This is a genomic window from Paenochrobactrum pullorum (assembly GCF_041929845.1).
GTDB lineage: Bacteria > Pseudomonadota > Alphaproteobacteria > Rhizobiales > Rhizobiaceae > Paenochrobactrum > Paenochrobactrum pullorum.
The window spans coordinates 1-18,814 of the sequence record NZ_JBHEEH010000005.1 but is presented as its reverse complement, the minus strand read 5'-3'; the positions used below and the strand labels follow the sequence as shown (position 1 = coordinate 18,814).

The following is an 18,814-nucleotide window of genomic DNA, read 5'->3' as shown; positions in this document are numbered from 1 at the left end:
GGCTGTTGCAGCAAATAGGTTTAAGCCGCATGCAGTCTTTTTTGTCCTATAATTTGCCTGAAAATGCTTCACACTTTGCGGGAGGCTCCCTCATTATGCTCTTTGAACCATTGGCTTAAAAAATCTACCAAGGCACGCACTTTGGCCGGTAAATATCGTTTGTGGGAATAAACGACATAAATCCCGCCATCAGTGAGCATAAATTCATCAAGCACCGACACCAATGTGCCCTTAGTGATTTCCTCTTCGGCCACAAAAGCCGGCAGTGAGCAAAAACCCAAACCACGAAGCCCGGCATGTTTGGTGCTGATCGGACTGTTGACCTCCAACGGGCCGCTGACCGAAACGGCCACAGCCGAACCATCCGGATTGCGGAAATACCAATTGTTACGTGAACGGCTATTGGTATCAATAATGCAAGGGCGGCTGGCTAGATCTATCGGTCGTTCCGGTCTGCCAACACGCTCGATGAGTTCGGGCGAGCCGCAAAGGACGGTGTGAAATGGTGCCAGTTTTTTGGCGATCAATGACGAATCTTGCAAACGAGTGATACGGATTGCCAGATCGAAACCTTCCTCGACCAAATCGACAAAACGGTCGTCCAAGCTGACATCTAATGTAATCTCCGGATGTGCCAAGCAAAATTCGATGAGAGACTGGCCGATTACTGCATCGGCAAATGTGCGCGGAGCTGAAAGTTTGATGCGTCCGCGGGCATCGCCGCTGCTTTCAGAAACAGCATCTTGCAGGTTTTCAATGTCGCGGATGATTTCCACCGCACGGTGATAATAAGTATGTCCTGCTTCGGTTAACGAAAACTGGCGTGTGGTACGGTTAAGCAAACGTGCGCCCAATTCGTCTTCCAATTCGCGCACATATTTGGAAAGCAGTGCTTTGGAACGGCCAATTTTGCGGGCGGCGGCAGAAAAACCTTCTGCCTCTACAACATCAATAAATGCCCGCATACGGGTGAGAGTGTCCATCAATGGCTCCTGTTATGAGGCTTTAACGTGTAGAATTTGTTTGGCCAGCGCGATCAGCGCCATGTCACTGTTGCGTGGGCCGATCAAAGCAATGCCAAAAGGCGCGTCATCGACGGTACTTAATGGCAAAGTGATTTGTGGCAATCCTGAGAGGCCGGACAAGCATAAAAGTTGCAACGCCTGCTCGCGGTAAATTTGCTGCTGTTCATAGGGTTCTTGGCTTAATGGTGCAATGCCCGGGACAGTGGGCAGCACCAGCACACCGTCATCACCTAAGATATCTTCAAACTCTGCGGTAAAGCGGCTGCGTCTTACCTGTTGCGCGGCAACATCCTGCGCACTGACATTGGCACCATAGGCAAAGCGCTCTGCCACGCCTTTGCTTAAATGTTTGTCGCCTGATGAAATCCATTCGCCATGACTTGCCCAAGCTTCAGCGCCCTGAATTTGGCGGAAGCAGAGATAGAGCTCATCTAGTGAACTGGTCGGTTGGGCGGCGGGTTTGAGGGTGGTGAATTGGTCACGAACAGTTGTAAACATGGTGCGATAAGCATCTGCTGATTGCTGATTGAGCAAAAGCTGCTCCAAAATCGGCATGAAGAAAAGCTTGGTCAGCACTGTTTGATGCTGGTCTTGACCAAGAAGTGCAGCGCTGACTTTTTCATAAAGGTCGATATCCTTGGCAAACCAGCCGACCGTATCAAGTGACGGCGCAAGCGGCATGGCACCTTTTTTGGAAATACGGCCATGCGTTGTGCGCAAACCAATCAAACCACAAAATGCAGCAGGTGCGCGGATTGAGCCGCCAGTATCCGAACCCAATGCAATATCTGCAAGGCCACCTGCAACGGCCGCTGCCGAGCCGGAGGAAGAGCCACCGGTCACGCGCGACGGGACAGCCGGATTAATTGGATGTGGGAAATGATCATTTTGCCCCATCAATGAAAAGGCCAATTCATCGGTTTGGGTTTTGCCGATAAATTTCGCACCCTGATCGAGCAGGAGCTGTACGCAGGCTGCATTATTGGTGGCTGGTTTTGATTCCGCCTGTTTTGCCGAATTGCCACAACCGGTGATCAGTCCCTTGACATCAAATATATCTTTAACGGCGAGTGTTGTTCCTGAAAGGGAACCGTGAGCGGCGTTGGCAACGTCCGCAGAATTCGTATTGACGAACGCATTATAAGGATCAGAGACCGCCATTGTTCACTTTCCATCAAAAAAGCACTGCTCTTGTTCATTCTACAGCCGATTTTATGCAGGAGGGAAGCGATAAATATAGAAATATTATAGGTTTTTTATGATGGTTTATCGTTTTTTGAGACTTATTTGCATCAGTGCGAAATGTTAAAAAAATTAATTTCATTAACCGGATATTTGCCATTGAATGGTCATGATTTTTCTCTTATATCGCAATTGCCCAAAGTCGCACGTGCCTGTGGGTGTCCGCCGGTCCTCAAATGGTGAGGGAAAATCGGTATGGTACCTGGACCTAACCGCTCCAGTTGATCTGATGGCCAACCGCCAGATCAAGGACATCTTGAAGCAACGACGGTGCGGGCCTTTCTGGTGTCTTTCGGCTGTCCAAAAGTCGGGAACTCAAAGAGGCACACCTTCATTGCCGGTAGTGCGGAAGCGGTCAACTCTTCCAATCCAAGGCAGACAAAGCGGAATAACGCTTCACGGCGTTGTCCCATCATCGCTATGAACTTTCACATGATTTCAGTGTCTCCAAAGGCTGGTCTCGTGCGGAAGATTTCATACTTACTTTGTCCCTTTGTGAAGCGGTGCGCTGAAAAACGCCCGCATGGGAGTTTGTACTATGGCTACACAGCGTATCATTGATTTCCTCGACACCCGCCGCCCTGAAGGTCCATGCCTCGTGCTGGACTTGGATGTTGTGCGCGAAAATTATTTAAGCTTTGAAAAAGCTCTGCCGGAATCCCGTATTTTTTATGCAGTCAAAGCAAATCCGGCACCAGAAGTCTTGCGTCTTCTGGCATCCCTTGGTTCATGTTTTGACACAGCCTCGGTTGCAGAAGTTGAAATGGCACTGGATGCAGGAGCAACAGCTGACCGTATTTCTTATGGCAATACCATCAAGAAAGAACGCGATATTGCCCGCGCTTTTGCTCATGGCGTTAATCTCTTCGCTGTCGATTGCGTTGAAGAAGTAGAAAAAATTGCCCGTGCCGCCCCCGGTTCACGCGTATTTTGCCGCGTTTTGACCGATGGTGAAGGTGCTGAATGGCCGCTGTCACGCAAATTTGGTTGCGTACCTGCCATGGCGGTCGATGTGTTGCGCACTGCAAAAGAGCTCGGCCTTGATGCTTATGGCGTTTCGTTCCATGTGGGTTCACAGCAGACAGATTTGAGCTCATGGGATCGCGCTTTGGCCGACACCTCCATGGTGTTCCGCGAATTGGCTAAAGAGGGTGTGAACCTTCGCATGGTTAATATGGGCGGTGGCTTCCCCACCCGTTATTTGAACGATGTACCAACCGCGCAAGCCTATGGCATGGCGATTTTTGATGCTTTGAGCAAATATTTCGGCAATCGTTTGCCGGAAACCATTATCGAACCAGGCCGTGGCATGGTTGGTAATGCGGGCGTTATCAAAGCGGAAGTTGTGCTGGTTTCGCGCAAAGCCGACAATGACAATGTGCGCTGGGTTTACCTCGACATTGGCAAATTCGGTGGTTTGGCTGAAACCATGGATGAAGCGATCCGCTACCAGATCGTGACATCACGTGATGGTGATGAAATGCAGCCATGCGTATTGGCAGGGCCGACCTGCGACAGTGCGGATGTGATGTATGAAAAGAACCCGTATCCGCTGCCGGTTTCATTGTCGATCGGTGATGAGGTGCTCATTGAAGGAACGGGAGCCTACACCACCACTTATTCGGCCGTTGCTTTCAACGGTTTTGAGCCGCTTCGCTCTTATGTAATTTAAAAAACAAGCCGCCTGAGACACAATCAGGCGGCTTTTTTCTTGGGTGCTTTTGTAATTTGTAAATTGAACAAAATATCAGCGCGGCATATATGTAAGCCTGAATTGATCAAGATAGCTGATGCGGATTTTGTATTTACGTTTAAGCTAATATGATCATTGGCCTGCATAATGCTTTAGGCTATATCGCCAAGTAATTTTACGAATGACAGAAGGACAGATCATGGAAAAAGCCGATATTGGCATGGTTGGACTTGGCGTGATGGGTTCTAACCTCGCACTGAATATTGCCGAAAAAGGTTTCCGCGTTGCGGCTTATGATCGTGATCCGGTCGTTGTGCAGCAGTTTTATAAAAATGCCGGTGCATTGAGCGATAAAATCATTCCTTGTGAAACATTTGAGGCGCTGGTGGAAAACACCCGTAAACCGCGCCCGTTCATCTTTTTAATTAAAGCTGGCCAGCCGGTTGATGATGAAAGCGCGCGTTTGCGCCTTCTGCTCGACAGGCAAGATATCATTATCGATTCCGGCAACTCCGATTACCGCGATACGGTTCGTCGTCTCAAAGAACTTGGTCCAAATGATCCGACCTTTGTTGGTATGGGCATTTCCGGCGGTGCCGAAGGTGCGCGTCATGGTGCATCGATGATGGTGGGCGGCACAGAAGCAGCCTATGAGCGTATTGCGCCGATTCTAAATGCTGTTGCTGCACAATATCAAGGTGAAGCATGTGTTGCCTTGATGGGGCCGGATGGTGCCGGTCATTTTGTCAAAACCATTCATAATGGTATTGAATATGCCGATATGCAGATGATTGCCGAAATTTATGGCGTGCTGCGTGATGGCCTCGGCCTTTCAGCACCTGCAATCGGTGATATTTTTGCCAAGTGGAATAACGGCCCACTTAATTCTTATCTGATTGAAATCACTGCTGAAGTGCTGCGCACACAGGATCCGGAATCCGGTCAGGCGATGGTGGATATCATTCTCGATTCTGCCGGTCAAAAAGGTACCGGACGCTGGGCTGCTATCGAAGCACAGATGATGGGTGTTCCGGCATCTGCTATTGAAGCAGCCGTTGGTGCGCGTGCGGTTTCGTCTATGCGCACTGAACGTGCTTTGGCTGAAAAGACGTATGGTGTCTCAGATCATTCCGTTCAATTGGAAGATCAGGCGATTTTTATTGATCAGCTTGAACAGGCATTGCTGGCCGGTAAAATCGCTGCTTATGCGCAGGGTTTTGTGGTGATGCAAGCGGCTTCGAAAGAGCATGGCTGGAATATTCCGTTGGCGACAGTTGCCCGTATTTGGCGCGCCGGTTGTATCATCCGTTCGCAGTTCTTGGATGATATTGCCAAAGCCTTTGATGAAGACGAAGCAGATAATCTGCTGCTGACTTCGGTTTTCGTTGAGAAAATGAAGGCTTCATCGGGTGCTTTGCGTCAGGTGGTGGCAAAAGCGGCGTTGAGCGAATTGCCGATGCCGGCCTTGAGTGCGGCTTTGAGCTATTTTGATAGTTTCAAACAGTCTCGCGGAACAGCCAATCTCATTCAGGCGCAGCGCGATTTCTTTGGTGCACATGGTTTTGAACGTCTTGATAAAAAAGGCGATTTCCATGGTCCTTGGGGCGCGTGAAGTAAAAAATCCTGAAATTAAAAAAGCCGCTGGGATTTTCAGCGGCTTTTTTGTTAATTTTGCAAAATGAGAAGATCATGCGCGGCGAAGGAGACCTTCACTTTGTCGCCACGTTTTGGCGGAGCAATCGCTGGATCGTTGAAACTATCCAGTGACAATTGATTCTGATTGAGCTTCACGCGCGTTCTGATAACCGAGCCCAAAAAATGCACATCTTCGATGGTAGCCGAGACAGTCACATCCTCCGGGTTTTTATTGTTCAACCGAATGGCTTCCGGACGTAGCGCTAAAGTCACGGGTGCTTTATCGGCCACACCGGTAATTGGCTGAGGTAATGTAATGAGATTTCCATCCAGATTGATCTGGTTGGCTAAGAGATTCTCCACATGGCCTTCCAGCATATTGAGCGTGCCGACAAAGGACGCCACAAAACGGGTGGAGGGTTGATTATAGATCTCGAAAGGTGTGCCGACCTGATCAGCTTTCCCTTCATGCATCACTACGATTCGATCAGAAATCGACAGTGCTTCTTCCTGATCGTGGGTGACGAAGATTGTAGTAATGCCGAGCTTTTGCTGAATGGCGCGAATCTCTTCGCGCAATGAAACACGGATTTTTGCATCTAGCGCAGAAAGAGGTTCATCCAGTAGCAGTACTTGCGGCTTGGTTGCCAAAGCACGGGCGAGTGCCACACGTTGCTGCTGACCACCCGACATCTGATACGGATAGCGGTCGGCCAGATGTTCCAAGCGGATGAGGCTCAGCATTTCTTTGACCGTGGCATCGCGTTCTTGTTTGGACTTACCGGCAATGCGCAGACCAAAGGCCACATTTTGCGCAACCGTCATATTTGGAAACAGCGCATAAGCCTGAAACACCATACCGATATTGCGTTGGTTGGGTTTGAGATCAACCACATCCTTGCCGTCAATTTCGATCATGCCACGGTCAGGCGTTTCAAAACCGGCAATCATGCGTAAAACAGTGGTTTTACCGCAGCCCGAAGGACCCAAAAAGGAGACAAACTCACCCTTTTCAACGGCGAGGCTGAAATCATGCACTACCGTGTTGGTGCCAAAGCTTTTTTGTAAGTTTTTTAAATTTAAAAAGGCCATGAGATGAATTACCCGCCCGTGGTTTTGAATTTGTTGAGGCGCGAGACAAGCTGGATCAATGCCATGCTTGCCCATGTTATGCCAAATGCAATAATGGCGAGTGCTGATGGTTCATAGGCGCGGTTGGCGCCGACAAGTTGCAGATATGGCCCAAAAGCCGGACGGTTGAGAAGAGAGGCAAGCGTAAATTCGCCGATCACAATCGCAAAAGTAATGAAAGCACCGCTCATCACGCCGGAAAGCACATTGGGGAAGATAATCCGGAACATGATGGTCGGCAGTTTTGCCCCCATGCTTTCGGCGGCTTCCGTTAAAGTGCGTACATCAATGGTGCGCATGGCGGTATCAATGGCGCGGTACATATAAGGCAACGACAAAGTGACATAGCCGAACATCAACAACAGGTCCGTTGCTTGTGTCGAGGCGGTAAATGGCAGCCATGATGACGAGTTATAAATACGCAAATAACCGAAGACGATGACGATGGCCGGAATGACCAATGGCATCAGCGTGATGAATTCGATCACAGGGCGCAGTTTCGGCAAACGCAGACGCACCCAATAGGCGGTTGGTACCACCAGCAAAATGCCGAAGATGATGGTCATGATGGCTAACAGAATCGAATAGCCGAAGGTTGCCTGAAAATTGGGGTCGGTGAAAACAACGCGGTAAGCATCAAAAGAATATTCACCGCGACGCATACGTAGCGAAAATTCAAAGGTGCCGATCAGTGGCACCAGAAAATAAATAGCACCGATCAGAAAGGCTATCCATGCACCGATGCGCTGCGGGGTGAAATAGCGGGTCTTTTTCATCGCTGCCACCTTTCCGCACGCATACGCAACCAAATATAAAGCAGGTTGGAAATGCCGGTAATGACAATCATGCCGAGTGCCAGCGCGTAGCCTAAGTTTTGGTTATGCAGCACATCCCCGCGAATCTGTGCGTAAAGCATGATTGGCACGATGTTCAGCGTCGAGCCGGTAAGGGCATAAGCCGTGGCAATGGCGCCAAAAGCATTGGCAAACAGTAAAAGCGATGTGCCGAGCAGACTTGGCCAGAGGATCGGAAAGGCCACCATGCGCCAATATTGCAGCTGGTTGGCACCTAAAATGGAAGCAGCTTCGCGCCATTCTTTTTTCAAACCATCAAGCGCAGGGGTGAGAATCAGCACCATCAGAGGGATTTGGAAAAACAGATAGGTGAGGGTGAGGCCGAAGAAGCTTAAAAGGTTGAAGCCGGTGCCATAAAGATTGAAACCGAACCACTCTCGTAAAAGGATAGTGACAAAACCTGTGCGGCCAAGTGTTGCCAGAAATGCGAAAGCCAGCGGCACACCGGCAAAGTTGGATGCAACACCGGAGAAAGTTAAAACTGTCGGACGCAGCCATTTGGGCAAATTGCCAAGCACAATGGCCCAGGCCAGAAAGAAACCAATAATCGCACCACCCAATGCGGAGGCAAAGCTGATTTTGATCGACACCCAATAGGCGCTTAAAATATTGGCCTGAAACAGATCGATAATATTCTGGAAAGTGAAATTGCCTTGCCCGTCCTGAAAGGCACCGACAACCAGAAACATTGTCGGCCAGAGCAAAAATAAAATGGCAAAAAGGAAAAAAGGCGCAACTCCGACCCAAGCAAAAGAAAGTTTTCGTTTGCGTCTTGGTACTGCTGCCGGCTCGTCGTCAAGATAATTGTTGCTGATTGCGGTCATGCTGTTCTTTTAAGAGAAATCCTGCGGCTTGAAAAGACAAGCCGCAGGACATGTGGTTTAGCAAATATTATTGTACGTTGGCACCGACAACGCTATCCCAGCTTTTGGTGATAACGGCCTGTGATTTTTCCAACTCTTCCAGTGAAGGGAAGACAGCTTTTTCGTAAGCTTCTGCTGGTGGCAGCTTGTCGAGCAGGTCCTGTGGGATTTTGCCTTCTTTAGCCAGCGCGTTAAAGCGAATCGGGTGGCAATAGCCTTTCAGGTAACCGATCTGACCTTCATCAGAATAAAGATGTTCCATCCAGAGTTTGGCTGCATTTGGATGTGGTGCATAGGCGCTAATGCCCTGTACGTAAACACCTGCTACAACGCCACTTTTTGGAATGATAACTTCAACTTCGGGATTGCCGTTCAATGTGTCACGGTCGGCCAAAGCGTTGTAATCCCAACGGATAACAATCGGGGTTGAGCCTTGCGCCAGAGAAGCGGCTTTACCGATTACCGGTACGAAATTTCCGGCTTTATTGACATCGCGGAAAAATTCCAGACCTTTCTGGGCTGCATCTTCACCAGGCTCTGCGCCAAGCGACAGGCCGGCAGCATAAACGCTTAAGATTGCCTGCGTTGAGGCACGCGGATCGCCGGAATGGGCAACTGCATTGGCAAATTCAGGCTTCAGCAGGTCAGCCCAATCTTGTGGCGCATCTTGGATGATGTCTTTGTTTACTTCAAAAGCCAGCACGCCATAATAGTCACCATACCAATAGCCTTCGGCATCTTTGGCATCATCGGGAATCGAATCCCATGTGGACACTTTATAAGGCTGCAATAAACCATCCGCTTTAGCGGTGGTGCCGAAGGTGAAGCCGACGTCGATCACGTCCGGAGCCTGCGGGCCTTTATTGTCTTTATTGGCTTTGATAGCTTCAATTTCATCGCCTGAGCCCGCATCAGGGTTCAGTTCGTTGACTTTAATGCCGTATTTATCTTTGAAACTCTGAATAATTTCGCCATAGCCGCACCAGTCGTGGGGCAGGGCGATTGTGGTGAGCTCACCTTCGGCTTTCGCCGCAGCAATCAGTTCTTCAGATGGTGCGGATGCCGCGATGGACACACCCGCAACTGCAATTGCAGTCGATAATGACAATAAACGCGCTGTATGAGACAACATAGTTAAACTCCCTGTTCAGGCTTGAGTTTTATGGCGCTGGTATGATTCCAATGCTCATATTTAATCCGATAATCACGCTGCATGACACCTGAATGACATTTTTCATAAATGCATTGCGGTTGCATGAAGGGCACCGGATAAACCCAAGGCTGTCGGAAAGTGAACCATGTTTTTACGAAGTTAGCAATCAGGCTTTAGTCGTCAAAACGGCCGGTGAAGCACCGGCCACACTGATTTTATGGCAGTTTTTTTAATGTCCACCGCCGCCACCGGCTGCTTTATCTGGTTTCCTGGCCAATAAACAAAGGACAGCCAATCCGCTAAACAGCACAGTTAAGATGTGGAAAACATCAATAAAAGACAAAAGTGTTGCCTGCTGGTGCACCATGCCGCTGATTTTTGAAAGTGCAATGGTCGGGCCATCTAATCCGGCTGCATTAAATTTGGCGGTCAAATTGGCCAACATATCTTCGGCTTCACGGTCGCCCCAGCGGATATGTTCAGCAAGGCGTTGATAATGCATGGCATTACGATCGGTCAGGATAGTATTGATGACTGCCAAACCAACTGCACCCCCCAAATTTCGGGTGAGGTTAAAGAGGCCGGCCGCATTTTTCAACCGTGACGGGGGCAGTGTACCCATCGCGAGATTGTTGATCGGCACCATACAAATCATCAACGAGCAGCCACGCAAGATTTGGGGCAGCAATAATTCATAAAAATCCCAGTCGGCAGTCAGGCCCGTCACCAACCATGTGCCTGCGCCAAAGCCGATGAAGCCGATCATCATCATATAACGCGGATCCATCTTGTTGGATAGAAAGCCAGCCAATGGCGCTGTCATAAACATGGCGAGACCAGAGACAAACAGTGCTTCACCGATCATCAGAGAATCATAGCCACGCACCCGCCCGAGATAGAGCGGGTAGAGATAGGTCAGGCCGTAAAGACCCACGCCCATTACAAAGGAAAACAGTGAACCGAAGGCAAAATTGACATTTTTAAAGGCGCGCAGATCGACAATGGGCTCTTGTGCGGTGAAGGCGCGATAGAAGAAGATGACGGCACCGATTGTCAGCACAATGGACATGACAAAAATAGTCTTGTCGTCCAGCCAGTCGTTGCGCGGGCCTTCTTCCAGCACATATTCAAGCGAACCGAGAAAAGCGGCCATACCGGCTAAGCCCCACCAATCAAATTTAGACAGAAGCGATTTGTCGCCTTTGTCGAAGTCGATTAGTTTCCATGCGGCTACTGCCACGATAATACCCGGAATAACATTGACCAAAAACAGCCAGTGCCATGAAAATGTGTGGCTGAGATAGCCGCCGATTGTTGGCCCGACCGTTGGCGCCATTGTGGCAACAAGGCCGATCATCGGGGACACAATCGAGCGTTTGGATGGTGGAAAGATTGTAAAGGCTGCGGCAAAGACGCTTGGGATCATGCCTCCGCCGATGAAGCCTTGCAGCGCCCGGTAGACGATCATCTGTTCAATATTGGTGGCAGTCGCACACAGAACACTGGCAAAGGTAAAACCAGCGGCAGACAATGTGAACAGCACACGGGTGGATATCAGCCGTCCCAAGAAACCTGACAGCGGAATCATAATGACTTCAGCTATCAGATAGGAGGTCTGCACCCATGATATTTCATCAGAACTGGCACCAAGACCGGCCTGAATTTCGGCGAGCGATGCCGAGACGATCTGAATATCAAGGATTGCCATAAACATCCCGAAAACCATCGCCAGAAAGGCAATGGCTTTTTTAGGATCAATGCGATCATCAGCAACAGGCAATGATCCGGCGGTTATATCGGCGGCCATAATGACGCGCTCCGTTCAGGCTTTAAAAATCAACAAACAGGTTTATTGTGCTGGTGATGTGCGGGTGTCGATATCGACTACCACGCTCAGACCCGCACGCAGATTTCCTGATGCGAGGGCTTCAGCCGGAATAGTGACACGCACTGGCACACGCTGCACAACCTTGGTGAAATTACCCGTCGCATTTTCCGGCGGCAGCAGCGAGAAAACTGCACCCGATGCCGGTGCGATAGAGGCAACTGTGCCTTCAAATGTCTGGTCTTTCAGCGCATCAATGGTGATGTGAGCGGTTTCACCGCCATGGATTTGGGAAAGTTGCGTTTCTTTGAAATTGGCTTCGATATAAAGCTCATTGACCGGAACAAGAGCTGCAATGCGCTGGCCAGCATTGACCAGATCACCTGTCTTGGCCGAAAGATTGCCGATAACACCATCAAATGGTGCTTTCAAAGTGGTGAAGGCCAGATCACGTTCTGCCTTGTCGCGGGCAAGCTCCAAAGAACGGGTGGTGCTTTCAGCTTCTTTATATTGCGCTTCCAGAACATGGATATTGGCTTTGGCGGCAGCAATGGTCGCCTCTGCACTGGCAACATTGGCCTGCGCCTGATCCAATGCCGATGTTGCATTATCGAGATCAGAATTGGAAGCGATGCGGGTGCTGTGCAATTGGCGGGTACGTTCCATCGCGGATTTGGCGTTGGTCAGCACGGCCTCTGCGGAAAGCTTGCCAGCTTCTGCTTGCTTCAAACTGGCTTTGGCAGCAAGTGTCTGGGCATCAATACGCAGCAAAGTTTGTTTTTGCGTTTCAAGTTTTGCATTGGTTTCATCCAGTGCAATGCGATAATCGCCATCCTCCAGGATGAAAACCGGATCGCCTGCTTTAACCGATTGGTTGGCATGTACCGGAATTTTTTCAATATATCCGCTGACTTTCGGCGCGATTGCAGCGATATCACCCTGAATATAAGCGTCATCGGTGGATACCATGAAGCGGCCTACTATCCACCAGTTATAACCATACCAACCGCTTATGCCTAAAGCAGCCAATACCAAAACAGGCAGCACAATGCGTTTGCCTGCACCCTGTTTCTTTTGTTCTGAAACATGGGCGCCGGTCGGTGGAGCAGATTTTTGGTTTTCCAAATGATCAGGCTGCTTGGTCTGATCTGCTGTAACATCTGGAAAAGGTCGGATTTCAGCGGCCTCGGTTGTGGTAGATGCTGATGATTGAGCCGTCATTGGGGGAGCCTCTTCAAGAGGTAGGTAATTAATGAGTTGCGATATAAGGATGCATATTGATTGAACTCACGGGTTCGATGTTGACATAAGGCATAGCAGCCCTCATATCAAGAGAAATCGAACCGGCGGGTTCTAAAAACTTGTGTAATGATTGTCGCAAGACTAAAGGATAGGCTTGCCCTCAAGAGAGAACGACATGTGTGAAAAGCCGGAGCACCTAGCTGAAACAGATGACAGCAGTAAAATATCGATGACATATGGCAGCCGGCACGGTGCGGGTCAGGATCCGGTCAAACGTGCGCAAATTTTAGCTGGTGCCCAAAAGATTTTTTTCAATAAAAGCTTTGAAGCGGCAAGTATGAACGATATTGCGCGTCAAGCCGGTGTTTCAAAGGGCACACTTTACGTTTACTTTGCTGATAAAGACGCTCTGTTTGAGGCGATTTGTTATGAATATCGCCGTGATATGTTTTCGGAACTGGCGGGGATTTTAGAAAACGGCCCTTATAACAAAGAACGGATCATTATTTTCGGAACCGTGATCGCGCAGCGCTTTTTGGCAGAATCCGCGGTGAGTGCACAACGGATTGTATTGGGGATACGTGACAGAAATCCGGATGTGACTTGCAGCTTTTATCAAAGCGGCCCCAAACATATGTTGGAAAAGCTGGCGCATTATCTTGAGCATCTTGTCGAATTAAAACAATTGCAAATTGCGGATACACATCTGGCCGCTTGCCAGCTGGTTGATTTGTTTTTTGCCGGTCTTTATCGCCCGCGTTTGTTCGGGGTGATCACTGAGGAAGAGGCTTTGCAGCGCATAGAATATAATGTGAAAAATGCTGTCGATTTATTCTTCAAAGGGTATGCCGTAGAATAATGATTGATATGTTTCACCATTTATTTAAACTTATTTAAAGCTCCCACATAATAGGGAGCAATATATTTATGTATAGTTGATGGTGAGTGCTTGATTATGACTATCATGATTTTACCCATTATTATTTTCCCGGTTAAAAATGCATGTTTCTTCTTTTTTTCTTTTCAATTTACTCATTTTAAGTCATAAAACATAGGTTATTTTAGCGATAGCTTATCTAAAGTGTTGCTAACTGACAAAAAATTATGCCTTTAAGGTTCCGCCCATCCTCCCAGGCGTTTGGCCGAGTGAAGTGGTAGCGGTTTGACCATGATAAATTTTGCATGTGCTGATCGTGTGCTGCTTTTAGCAAGGATAATTATTATGAAATATGATTTGGTTCACTTCCCGAATTTCAAGGACACTTTTTTTGGACAGAAGTTCAAGGGTGATATTTTAACGGAATTGCAGCGTATAAAACTAAATACAGGATGCAAACATATTGTGCATGCCTTTTGTAACTGTGCATTTGAGGGGACTAAAATTGCTGACAGCGACATCACTGTTGTCGCAACAGTGCCAGCCACTTGGGTGGCGCGTTATTCGGCAAAAAATTATTTTGCTGTGGATCCGCTTTTTAATGACAATATCCCTGTGGTGACAGGGGACGGATGTGATTTAGTGCAGGATATGTCGTTAGTGGCTAGTGACAATCCGGCGGCAAGCGCCATGTATAAAGATGCCACCAAACATGGGATCGGATCCTTATTTATCGCTGTATCGACACTATATTCCAACGGTATTTCAGGTTGTTCTTCTTTTTCGTTTGATGAAACGGAAGAAAACAGATGTGATTTTGTAGTCCGCATGAGGCCTGTTCTTTTGGAGGCCAGCCGTCAGCTACACGCTATATCAGCAGGTGAAGGCACTGTGCAATCACCACAGGCAGCTTTGCTGACGGCGCGTGAAATTGAATGTTTGACATGGGCGGCTATTGGTAAAACCGATGGTGAAATTGCCGAGATTTTGTCTATTGCCCGTTGGACGGTGGTGACTTATTTGCAAAATGCCAAGATCAAGCTTGGTTGTTCAAACCGGACGGCAGCAGTGGCTGCGGCTTTGACATTAGGGATTATTAAAGAACCTGAAGTGTCACACCTGATCTAAAATTGATGAAAAGAGCGGTTGATGTTTTTCGCAACCGCTCTTCAATGGTTCAAGCCGCAGCCTGACATTGTGCACAAAGGCCACGGAGTTCCAATGTAGTTTTGGCCGGTTTAAAACCGTGTTGGCTACCCCATTGGCGCACCCGGTCTTCAATCAGCGGATCAGCAAATTCATCTACTTGCCCGCATTTTTCACAAATTGCAAAAGCGGTGATGCCGTGTGCGGAACAATGTGGATCGGCACAGGCTACAAAAGCATTCAGGCTTTCCACACGATGCACCATGCCAAATTCCAGCAATTTATCGAGCGCTCGATAAATTTGCAGTGGTGCGCGAATACCATCATCGCGCAACTGATCTAAAATTGTATAGGCACTAAGCGGGGCTTCGGCCTTGCGCAGAACGTCAAAAACAAGAGATTGATTGCGCGTCAACTCGGTTTCAGCATGATGATGATGTGCACTCATTGTTTTTATATCCGTTTCAACATTTTTTTGTTTAATGATAGCAGGCTTAGCACGAAAATGCCAAATGCCGCCACCACGATCGATGGTCCGGACGGTGTATCATAATGGAGTGATCCGAAAAGTCCTGCGGTGACCGCCAGTGATCCGACAACTGAGGCGATAATAGCCATTTTTTCGGGTGTTGTTGCGAAGCGGCGTGCTGTGGCCGCCGGTATGATCAGCATAGCAGTGATGAGCAGAATCCCTACGATTTTCATGGCGATAGCAATCACGACGGCCAGCAAAATCATGAAAACGGTTTGCGACAGATCAGGGTTCATGCCTTCGGCGCGGGCCAGATCTTCATTGACGGTTGAGGCCAAAAGCGGCCGCCAGAGAAAAGCCAGAATAGCAAGCACGACAGCGCCGCCACCATAGATAAATAAAATGTCTGTTCTTGAGACGGACAGAATATCACCGAACAAGAATGACATCAGGTCAACACGCACCCATGTCATGAAGGCAACAATGACAAGCCCAAGCGCTAATGTGGAATGGGAAAGAATACCGAGCAAGGAATCAGATGAAAGACTTTGCTTGCGTTGCAACAGCAGTAAAACAACCGAGATTGATAGCGCGACCAAAAACACACCGAGAATCATATTAATGTTGAAAAATAAAGCAAGCGCCACACCAAGCAAGGCAGAGTGAGACATGGTATCGCCAAAATAAGCCATGCGGCGCCAGATGATGAAGCAACCAAGGGGGCCGGTGGTAATGGCAAGGCCGATACCGGCAATAAGGGCGCGGGTGAAAAAATCGTCAAGCATGGTGCCCGCCTTTGTGATTATGGTGCCCGTCTTCATGATGACAGTTGTCGGTTATGGTGCCGTCTGTATGCAAAACACGCCCGTCGGCCAGATGGGTATGGTCATGCTGATGTTGATAAACGGCTAACGGCAGAGCAGCACGCGCTCCGAACAGCCGCATATAATCGGGACTGGCGCTGACTTCTTCCGGCGTGCCACTGCAGCATATATGTCCGTTGAGACATAAAACGCGGTCTGTTGCTGCCATGACCAAATGCAGATCATGGCTGATCAGCAAAATAGCGCAGCCTGTCTCGTCCCGTATTTTTTGGATCAATTCATAGAGTACGGCTTCACCGTTGAAATCGACCCCTTGTACCGGCTCGTCCAGCACCAGAATATTCGGGTTTCTGGCAATGGCGCGTGCAATCAGGGCGCGCTGCAATTCACCTCCGGAGAGATTAACAATCTGGGCTTTTAAAAGATGTGCAATGCCGACACGTTCGAGCGCTTTCAAACTCTCTTTTTTACTGACCTTTGCGGTAAGCGTCATCAAACGCTCAACCGATAAAGGGAGCGTTCGATCAAGATTGAGCTTTTGCGGCACATAGCCAATACGGACATTAGACTGATGGGATACAAAACCTTCATCTGGCTTGATAATATGCAAAGCCATCTTGGCTGTCGTGCTTTTGCCCGAACCATTGGGGCCGATAAGCGTTACAATCTCTCCGGCACTGACAGTGAGATTGATATTGCGTACCAGCCAGCGGCCATCACGAAAAACGCCCGCATCTTTAAGCTCTATCAAAGGATGCTCGGCATGCTTTGCTGTGCTTTTATTTATGATTTGGTTGGCAGGGGGCATAAATTTTATCCAAAAATGGCTTGCGCGCTTCAATTCGTGACGTTATAGCATTACATCGAATTGTTATACAATAACATATGTCAATTTAATGATGGTAGTCATATCTTTTCAAGAGGTTTATAATGAGCTTTATGCGTAAAATTTTAATGGCGTCGGTTTTGTGCGCATCAAGTGCTTTGGCGGTGCAGCCGGTCTACGCTTTAACAGATACGGATGTTGTCGTTTCAATTAAGCCGCTGCATTCGCTGGTCGCGGCAGTGATGAAAGATGTGGCGGTTCCGCAGCTCATTGTGAAGGGGGCGGGCTCCGGTCATACTTACAGTTTAAAGCCATCGGACGCCAATATGCTGGAAAATGCCAAGGTAGTTTTCTGGACAGGGCCTTCTATGGAAATGTTCTTGAGCAAGCCGCTCGAAACGCTGGGTAAGAAGGCCGAGCAAATCCAGCTTGGCGAAGTGGACGGCTTGACCAAATATGATTTCCGCGAAGGTGGCGCTTTTGAAGGCCACGATCATGGTGATCACGGAGATCATGGCCATGATCACCATGATCATTCCCATGGTTATGATGCGCATTTATGGCTCGATCCGGCCAATGGCGAAGTCATGGTTGAGCAAATTGCCAATGTTTTGAGTGAAGCCGATCCGGCCAATGCCAAAACATATAAAGCCAATGCTGAAAGCTACAAAGAGCGTATTGCAAAACTGGATACGCAACTCGGCCAAGAACTTGAAAGTGTCAAGGGCAAACCATTTGTTGTTTTCCATGACGCTTATCAGTATTTCGAAAAGCGCTATGCTTTAAATACGGTTGGTTCGATCACGGTGAGTCCGGAAAACGCGCCAGGCGCTGCACGTATTAAAGAGATACATGATAAGATTGCAGGTCTTGATGCAGTTTGCGTTTTTTCGGAGCCACAATTTGAGTCGCGTTTGGTGCATACGGTTATTGACGGTACACCAGCCAAAACGGGCGTTCTTGATCCGTTGGGCGCAGAGTTAGAAGACGGCCCAGAGCTTTATCTCAATTTATTGCGCAATCTGGCCGCTTCATTGAAGACATGCCTTAATTAATCAAGGCGGCAATCGCTGGATTGGCGCTTTGCTCTAAAGTGCGATTGTCGAGAACATCGGCAATCGCTTTACGAACATCCAGCATAACGTGGCGAACTTCGCAAAACTCTTCATTACAATCATCGCAAGGTCGATAATCGGTTTTACTCGCACATGATATCGGTGCCAGTGCTCCATCAAGCACACGTATTATATTGCCGATATGAATTTCACTGGCAGGACGCGCCAGACAAAAGCCGCCGCCTTTCCCTTTGCGGCTGTTAACAAAGCCGGCATTGCGCAATTCCGTTAAGATATTATCCAGAAATTTTCGCGGGATTTGGTGTTTGGTGGCAATCTCACCAACCGATACCAGAGTTTCTTGTTCTGAAGTGGCCAGATGGATCATGGCTTTCAGGCCATATTTCCCTTTTTTTGTTAGCATTGCACTGGACTCCCTTATAATACCCGCAATTTCAGGATTAGGTGCAATAAGCCTCGGGTACAAGCCCCCCTTATATATAAGGAAGTCGTTCCGCTCCTGATTAGGGATAAATAACGGGTGATTTCGATTCCTTGATTGGTTGTGGTTTTGTGTTTCGATTTGGTTAATTTTGTTCGTTTTCCCTGTTGAAAAGAAAATTGTAATTTTTGTAAAATTGTCGTTGACAGTTTTAGATTGGTTGCCCTATAAGGCGAACAACGAGGGCGGCGGCGCTGCTAGCGGCAGACAGCTTCGTCCTTGAGAGTGATTGATTGGTTGAAAGATTGATTGGTTATTCGGCGGTGAGATTGGAGAAATCCGGTTTTATTGTTTTGAGAAAATTATTTGCTAAGTAAATGATTTTCTTGCAAGTTTTCGCTTGACAGTGATTGCTTGAGGGGTTAGAAGCCCCAGACGATTTCGGGCCACTTGGAAGCCTTCGGGTTTGAGGGTGGTGAGATTGCCGGACGGTTGAGCGAAGCGCTTGA

Annotated in this window: 17 protein-coding genes; 5 read left to right on the top strand and 12 right to left on the bottom strand. The window is 48.4% G+C overall.

Translation table 11 applies throughout. From position 1 onward, the window contains the following. Positions 1–68: 68 nt before the first annotated feature. Both JNC77_RS09670 and JNC77_RS09665 read right to left on the bottom strand, forming a co-directional pair. Positions 69–983, bottom strand: a complete 915-nt coding sequence (locus JNC77_RS09670) for a LysR family transcriptional regulator (protein WP_374831905.1) — start codon at positions 981–983, stop codon at positions 69–71. A gap of 12 nt (positions 984–995) precedes the next feature. After that, the gene (locus JNC77_RS09665; RefSeq protein WP_374831903.1) at positions 996–2,186 is read right to left on the bottom strand and encodes an amidase; all 1,191 of its coding nucleotides are present in this window, start codon (positions 2,184–2,186) and stop codon (positions 996–998) included. Between the two features lie 619 nt (positions 2,187–2,805). Between JNC77_RS09665 and JNC77_RS09660 the strand changes: the two genes are divergently transcribed. Both JNC77_RS09660 and gnd read left to right on the top strand, forming a co-directional pair. After that, positions 2,806–3,939, top strand: coding sequence for a type III PLP-dependent enzyme (locus JNC77_RS09660; protein WP_374831901.1), 1,134 nt, complete (start codon positions 2,806–2,808; stop codon positions 3,937–3,939). Positions 3,940–4,159: 220 nt separating this feature from the next. Further along, positions 4,160–5,572, top strand: a complete 1,413-nt coding sequence (gene gnd / locus JNC77_RS09655) for an NADP-dependent phosphogluconate dehydrogenase (protein WP_374831899.1) — start codon at positions 4,160–4,162, stop codon at positions 5,570–5,572. Positions 5,573–5,625: 53 nt separating this feature from the next. Here gnd and JNC77_RS09650 read toward each other — a convergent pair whose 3' ends face one another. The 6 genes from JNC77_RS09650 to JNC77_RS09625 form a co-directional block, all read right to left on the bottom strand. After that, positions 5,626–6,687 (bottom strand): ABC transporter ATP-binding protein, encoded by a 1,062-nt coding sequence (locus JNC77_RS09650; protein WP_374831896.1) that lies wholly within the window; start codon positions 6,685–6,687, stop codon positions 5,626–5,628. 8 nt (positions 6,688–6,695) lie between these two features. Then, the gene (locus tag JNC77_RS09645) at positions 6,696–7,502 is read right to left on the bottom strand and encodes an ABC transporter permease (protein WP_374831894.1); all 807 of its coding nucleotides are present in this window, start codon (positions 7,500–7,502) and stop codon (positions 6,696–6,698) included. Beyond that, positions 7,499–8,404, bottom strand: coding sequence for an ABC transporter permease (locus JNC77_RS09640; RefSeq protein ID WP_374831892.1), 906 nt, complete (start codon positions 8,402–8,404; stop codon positions 7,499–7,501). The genes JNC77_RS09645 and JNC77_RS09640 overlap by 4 nt, the downstream gene beginning before the upstream one ends. A gap of 67 nt (positions 8,405–8,471) precedes the next feature. Next, positions 8,472–9,575 (bottom strand): ABC transporter substrate-binding protein, encoded by a 1,104-nt coding sequence (locus JNC77_RS09635; RefSeq protein WP_374831890.1) that lies wholly within the window; start codon positions 9,573–9,575, stop codon positions 8,472–8,474. A gap of 250 nt (positions 9,576–9,825) precedes the next feature. Then, positions 9,826–11,403, bottom strand: coding sequence for a DHA2 family efflux MFS transporter permease subunit (locus JNC77_RS09630; RefSeq protein WP_374831888.1), 1,578 nt, complete (start codon positions 11,401–11,403; stop codon positions 9,826–9,828). Between the two features lie 42 nt (positions 11,404–11,445). Then, positions 11,446–12,642 carry an HlyD family secretion protein gene (locus JNC77_RS09625; RefSeq protein ID WP_374831886.1) on the bottom strand — a complete coding sequence of 399 codons (1,197 nt, stop codon included), beginning with the start codon at positions 12,640–12,642 and terminating at the stop codon, positions 11,446–11,448. Positions 12,643–12,892: 250 nt separating this feature from the next. Here JNC77_RS09625 and JNC77_RS09620 point away from each other — a divergent pair, with 250 nt between their 5' ends. Continuing rightward, a complete protein-coding gene (locus JNC77_RS09620) occupies positions 12,893–13,522 on the top strand; it encodes a TetR/AcrR family transcriptional regulator (protein ID WP_374831884.1) in 630 nt (209 codons plus the stop codon). Positions 13,523–13,885: 363 nt separating this feature from the next. Further along, positions 13,886–14,668, top strand: a complete 783-nt coding sequence (locus JNC77_RS09615; protein WP_374831882.1) for a helix-turn-helix transcriptional regulator — start codon at positions 13,886–13,888, stop codon at positions 14,666–14,668. Positions 14,669–14,717: 49 nt separating this feature from the next. Here the strand turns inward: JNC77_RS09615 and JNC77_RS09610 are convergent, their stop codons facing one another. From JNC77_RS09610 to znuC, 3 genes are read right to left on the bottom strand one after another with little or no spacing between them, the layout of a single operon-like run. Next, on the bottom strand, positions 14,718–15,134 hold the full coding sequence (locus tag JNC77_RS09610) for a Fur family transcriptional regulator (RefSeq protein WP_374831880.1): 417 nt from the start codon (positions 15,132–15,134) through the stop codon (positions 14,718–14,720). A 5-nt stretch (positions 15,135–15,139) separates the two neighbouring features. Beyond that, positions 15,140–15,979, bottom strand: a complete 840-nt coding sequence (gene znuB / locus JNC77_RS09605; RefSeq protein WP_374831878.1) for a zinc ABC transporter permease subunit ZnuB — start codon at positions 15,977–15,979, stop codon at positions 15,140–15,142. Continuing rightward, the gene (znuC, locus tag JNC77_RS09600; protein WP_374831876.1) at positions 15,936–16,790 is read right to left on the bottom strand and encodes a zinc ABC transporter ATP-binding protein ZnuC; all 855 of its coding nucleotides are present in this window, start codon (positions 16,788–16,790) and stop codon (positions 15,936–15,938) included. The genes znuB and znuC overlap by 44 nt, the downstream gene beginning before the upstream one ends. A gap of 122 nt (positions 16,791–16,912) precedes the next feature. Here znuC and JNC77_RS09595 point away from each other — a divergent pair, with 122 nt between their 5' ends. Beyond that, positions 16,913–17,863: a zinc ABC transporter substrate-binding protein gene (locus tag JNC77_RS09595; protein ID WP_374831874.1), complete on the top strand. Its 951-nt coding sequence runs from the start codon at positions 16,913–16,915 to the stop codon at positions 17,861–17,863. Here JNC77_RS09595 and JNC77_RS09590 read toward each other — a convergent pair. Continuing rightward, positions 17,856–18,287: an RrF2 family transcriptional regulator gene (locus JNC77_RS09590; RefSeq protein WP_374831872.1), complete on the bottom strand. Its 432-nt coding sequence runs from the start codon at positions 18,285–18,287 to the stop codon at positions 17,856–17,858. The genes JNC77_RS09595 and JNC77_RS09590 overlap by 8 nt on opposite strands. Between the last annotated feature and the right edge of the window lie 527 nt (positions 18,288–18,814).

Bases quoted from the DNA above. Each gene is read 5' to 3' on its own strand.
- JNC77_RS09670 (WP_374831905.1), bottom strand. From the start codon at position 983: ATGGACACTCTCACCCGTATGCGGGCATTTATTGATGTTGTAGAGGCA.
- JNC77_RS09665 (WP_374831903.1), bottom strand. From the start codon at position 2,186: ATGGCGGTCTCTGATCCTTATAATGCGTTCGTCAATACGAATTCTGCG.
- JNC77_RS09660 (WP_374831901.1), top strand. From the start codon at position 2,806: ATGGCTACACAGCGTATCATTGATTTCCTCGACACCCGCCGCCCTGAA.
- gnd (WP_374831899.1), top strand. From the start codon at position 4,160: ATGGAAAAAGCCGATATTGGCATGGTTGGACTTGGCGTGATGGGTTCT.
- JNC77_RS09650 (WP_374831896.1), bottom strand. From the start codon at position 6,687: ATGGCCTTTTTAAATTTAAAAAACTTACAAAAAAGCTTTGGCACCAAC.
- JNC77_RS09645 (WP_374831894.1), bottom strand. From the start codon at position 7,502: ATGAAAAAGACCCGCTATTTCACCCCGCAGCGCATCGGTGCATGGATA.
- JNC77_RS09640 (WP_374831892.1), bottom strand. From the start codon at position 8,404: ATGACCGCAATCAGCAACAATTATCTTGACGACGAGCCGGCAGCAGTA.
- JNC77_RS09635 (WP_374831890.1), bottom strand. From the start codon at position 9,575: ATGTTGTCTCATACAGCGCGTTTATTGTCATTATCGACTGCAATTGCA.
- JNC77_RS09630 (WP_374831888.1), bottom strand. From the start codon at position 11,403: ATGGCCGCCGATATAACCGCCGGATCATTGCCTGTTGCTGATGATCGC.
- JNC77_RS09625 (WP_374831886.1), bottom strand. From the start codon at position 12,642: ATGACGGCTCAATCATCAGCATCTACCACAACCGAGGCCGCTGAAATC.
- JNC77_RS09620 (WP_374831884.1), top strand. From the start codon at position 12,893: ATGACATATGGCAGCCGGCACGGTGCGGGTCAGGATCCGGTCAAACGT.
- JNC77_RS09615 (WP_374831882.1), top strand. From the start codon at position 13,886: ATGAAATATGATTTGGTTCACTTCCCGAATTTCAAGGACACTTTTTTT.
- JNC77_RS09610 (WP_374831880.1), bottom strand. From the start codon at position 15,134: ATGAGTGCACATCATCATCATGCTGAAACCGAGTTGACGCGCAATCAA.
- znuB (WP_374831878.1), bottom strand. From the start codon at position 15,979: ATGAAGACGGGCACCATAATCACAAAGGCGGGCACCATGCTTGACGAT.
- znuC (WP_374831876.1), bottom strand. From the start codon at position 16,790: ATGCCCCCTGCCAACCAAATCATAAATAAAAGCACAGCAAAGCATGCC.
- JNC77_RS09595 (WP_374831874.1), top strand. From the start codon at position 16,913: ATGAGCTTTATGCGTAAAATTTTAATGGCGTCGGTTTTGTGCGCATCA.
- JNC77_RS09590 (WP_374831872.1), bottom strand. From the start codon at position 18,287: ATGCTAACAAAAAAAGGGAAATATGGCCTGAAAGCCATGATCCATCTG.